Origin of the sequence: Eubacterium ramulus, assembly GCF_003122485.1 — a bacterium.
In the GTDB taxonomy this organism is placed as follows: domain Bacteria; phylum Bacillota; class Clostridia; order Lachnospirales; family Lachnospiraceae; genus Eubacterium_I; species Eubacterium_I ramulus_A.
This window is the reverse complement of the sequence record NZ_JRFU01000225.1, coordinates 1-2,827: the sequence shown is the minus strand read 5'-3', so window position 1 is coordinate 2,827 and position 2,827 is coordinate 1. Positions and strand designations below refer to the sequence as shown.

The following is a 2,827-nucleotide window of genomic DNA, read 5'->3' as shown; positions in this document are numbered from 1 at the left end:
AAGAATATGTCAGCTTTCGCTGACCAGAATCACGCACCAAGTCTCACGTGCGTTCGACTTGAATTAATATATGAATTTTGTATTGACAAAACCGGTTATGAGTATTATTGTATTAATCAAGTAATACAACAGTACAATAATACAGAAGATGTATAGAATAAAAAGAAAGGACAGTAAGATGATATGGCATGGAATTTTGTAAACGACCGATCGATTTACTTACAGTTGATCGATATTATCCAGAACAGAATTGCAACCGGCTATTATACGCCGGGCAGCAAACTTGCGTCGGTGCGTGATCTTGCCAGCGAGGCGGAGGTCAACCCGAATACGATGCAGAAAGCACTGGCAGAGTTAGAGCGCATGGGACTGGTTTATTCTCAGAGAACAAGCGGAAGATTTGTGACAGATGATGAAGGGAGAATACAGGAAATGAAACGCGAGACAGCACGGGAAACTATACAAACATTTTTACAGCAAATGAAAAATATGGGTTTTGAAAAAGAGGAAATTATAGATCTGATCCGAGAGGAGAAGGAGGGAGCGAGTCATGAGCAGTAGACTGGAATGTAGAAATCTGACAAAAGATTATGGAAATGTAATGGCATTAAGTGATGTCAATCTGACACTGGAAAGCGGCAGGATTGTTGGTCTGCTTGGACCAAACGGAAGTGGAAAGACGACACTGATCAAGACAGCAAACGGTCTGCTTCAGCCGACATCCGGAGAAATTTTATTAAATGGCTTAAAACCGGGACCGGAGACAAAATCATTTGTTTCCTATCTGCCGGATGCGAATTATTTACCGGACTGGATGAACATAGACGGACTGGTTGGAATGTTTGCAGATTTTTACGCAGACTTCGACCGGAAAAAAGCCGAAGAAATGCTTAAACAGTTAAATCTTCGTGAAAAAGACCGGTTAAAAACATTATCAAAAGGTAATAAAGAAAAAGTGCAGTTGATTCTGGCAATGAGCCGAAAAGCAGAAATTTATTTTCTTGATGAGCCAATCGGCGGTGTTGATCCGGCAGCAAGGGACTATATTTTAAATACAATCATCCGTAATTATTCAGAGGACGCACTGGTTGTAATGTCCACACATTTAATTGCAGATATTGAACGTGTATTAGACGAAGCAGTATTTATCAATCGAGGAAGCGTTGTTTTTCATCGCAGTGTCGATGAAATCCGTGAGACAGAACATAAATCAGTAGATGAGTTGTTCAGGGAGGTATTCAGATGTTAGGAAAATTGTTAAAATATGAGTTAAAATCAACCAGCAGAATGATGGGCGTATTATATCTGGCTGTGTTGGTTGTGGCAGCGGTAGTTGGATTTATTGCCAGAGGAATGATTCTGGGTGCGACACAGGGCAATGCCATTGCAGTTGTGATCAGTGGTCTGATCTATGGATTATTGATCGTGGCATTGATGATCGTAACGATTGTGATGGTTCTACAGCGTTTTTATAAAAATCTGCTCAAAGGGGAAGGTTATCTGATGCATACCCTTCCAGTTCCAACCTGGATGCTAGTTGCATCAAAAGTAATCAGCTCACTGATCTGGATTTTACTGAGTATTGCGGTACTGTTCGTATCCATATTCGTTCTTGTACTGACAGGTATGCTTGGCAATGGTCTCTTTTCAGTGACAGATATTGATTGGGCATCCATCGACTGGACCAATATTTTTAAATTATTCCGGGAAAGTGCCGGAGAGGTGATTATGTCCATTGTGGCAGTTATTATTCAAATTGTTCGTATTGTTCTTCTGGTTTATACTGCGATGGCAATCGGTGCGGCTGCAAAGAGCCATAAAGTATTTTACAGCGTACTGACTTTTATCATCATTCTGATCATTATGGGAATTATCGGTACGGTAACAAATATCAGTCTTATTGATATGCTCAGCGGTTCTGCAGCAGTAAATGAGACAGCGGGAGGCACTGCTGGAATGTTCTTTGAAGCCGGAGACGGACTGGCATCAGCCGGTTATATCGGAATTCTGGCAAAACAGTGCATCACAGATGCAATTTACAGTGTCGTATTTTTCTTTGTGACCACCTGGTTTTTGAAGAATAAATTAAATTTGGAGTAAAATCCACACATCTCATACAGCCTATGCTATAATAGCGATATGCAGGATCAGGAGATAACTAGTTTCAAGTCAAATATATGTTAGATTTGAGGTGGAATTTTGGACAGCGTGAGCTGGCATAGTTTCCCTGATTGTTGTATGGGGAACAGAGAGACTTTAGAAAATGGGAGGAATCACAATGGTATTAGTAAACACAGATTATATTTCTGGAAAAGAACTTGGAATGCTTGGAATGGTAAAAGGAAGCACCATCCAGTGTAAAAATATCGGCAGAGATATCGGAGCCAGCTTCAAAAACCTGGTTGGTGGAGAGATGAAAGCATATACAGAGATGATGAACGAAGCAAGAGATCTGGCAATTCACCGGATGATCGGAGAAGCAGAGCAGATGGGCGCAGATGCAGTCGTAAACGTACGTTTTGCCACATCCGCAATCATTCAGGGAGCAGCTGAAGTTATTGCATATGGTACCGCTGTTAAGTTCATACACTAAGGTATAACTGGCGCTTAGCTGGTGTGAGAGAATATGTTCCTTGAAAAACAAAAATGTAGCACAAGTAAAAAAACATAGAACTTGCGTGCTATGTGGTGTGAGTGAGCATGTTACTTGAAAAAAGAAAGTCGTAACGAAAATAGAGAATCCCATATTTTTCATCAGGCGAGGCGTCTTAGCCTGCATGTTCAAGTCGAACGCACGTGAGACTTGGTGCGTGATTCTGGTCAGCGC

At 41.2% G+C, this 2,827-nt stretch carries 4 protein-coding genes; all 4 read left to right on the top strand.

What is annotated here, in order from left to right; translation table 11 throughout:
• The first annotated feature begins 183 nt into the window (after positions 1-183).
• The 4 genes from LG34_RS15910 to LG34_RS15895 all read left to right on the top strand — a co-directional run bounded on the left by LG34_RS15910 (position 184) and on the right by LG34_RS15895 (position 2,593).
• Positions 184-561, top strand: coding sequence for a GntR family transcriptional regulator (locus LG34_RS15910; RefSeq protein ID WP_109216949.1), 378 nt, complete (start codon positions 184-186; stop codon positions 559-561).
• Positions 551-1,249: an ABC transporter ATP-binding protein gene (locus LG34_RS15905; RefSeq protein ID WP_109216948.1), complete on the top strand. Its 699-nt coding sequence runs from the start codon at positions 551-553 to the stop codon at positions 1,247-1,249. The genes LG34_RS15910 and LG34_RS15905 overlap by 11 nt, the downstream gene beginning before the upstream one ends.
• Positions 1,243-2,100 (top strand): hypothetical protein, encoded by an 858-nt coding sequence (locus LG34_RS15900; RefSeq protein WP_109216947.1) that lies wholly within the window; start codon positions 1,243-1,245, stop codon positions 2,098-2,100. Before LG34_RS15905 ends, LG34_RS15900 begins: the two co-directional genes overlap by 7 nt.
• Positions 2,101-2,278: 178 nt before the next feature.
• Positions 2,279-2,593 carry a YbjQ family protein gene (locus tag LG34_RS15895; RefSeq protein WP_109216946.1) on the top strand — a complete coding sequence of 105 codons (315 nt, stop codon included), beginning with the start codon at positions 2,279-2,281 and terminating at the stop codon, positions 2,591-2,593.
• Positions 2,594-2,827: the final 234 nt, after the last annotated feature.

Bases quoted from the DNA above. Each gene is read 5' to 3' on its own strand.
- LG34_RS15910 (WP_109216949.1), top strand. From the start codon at position 184: ATGGCATGGAATTTTGTAAACGACCGATCGATTTACTTACAGTTGATC.
- LG34_RS15895 (WP_109216946.1), top strand. From the start codon at position 2,279: ATGGTATTAGTAAACACAGATTATATTTCTGGAAAAGAACTTGGAATG.
- LG34_RS15905 (WP_109216948.1), top strand. From the start codon at position 551: ATGAGCAGTAGACTGGAATGTAGAAATCTGACAAAAGATTATGGAAAT.
- LG34_RS15900 (WP_109216947.1), top strand. From the start codon at position 1,243: ATGTTAGGAAAATTGTTAAAATATGAGTTAAAATCAACCAGCAGAATG.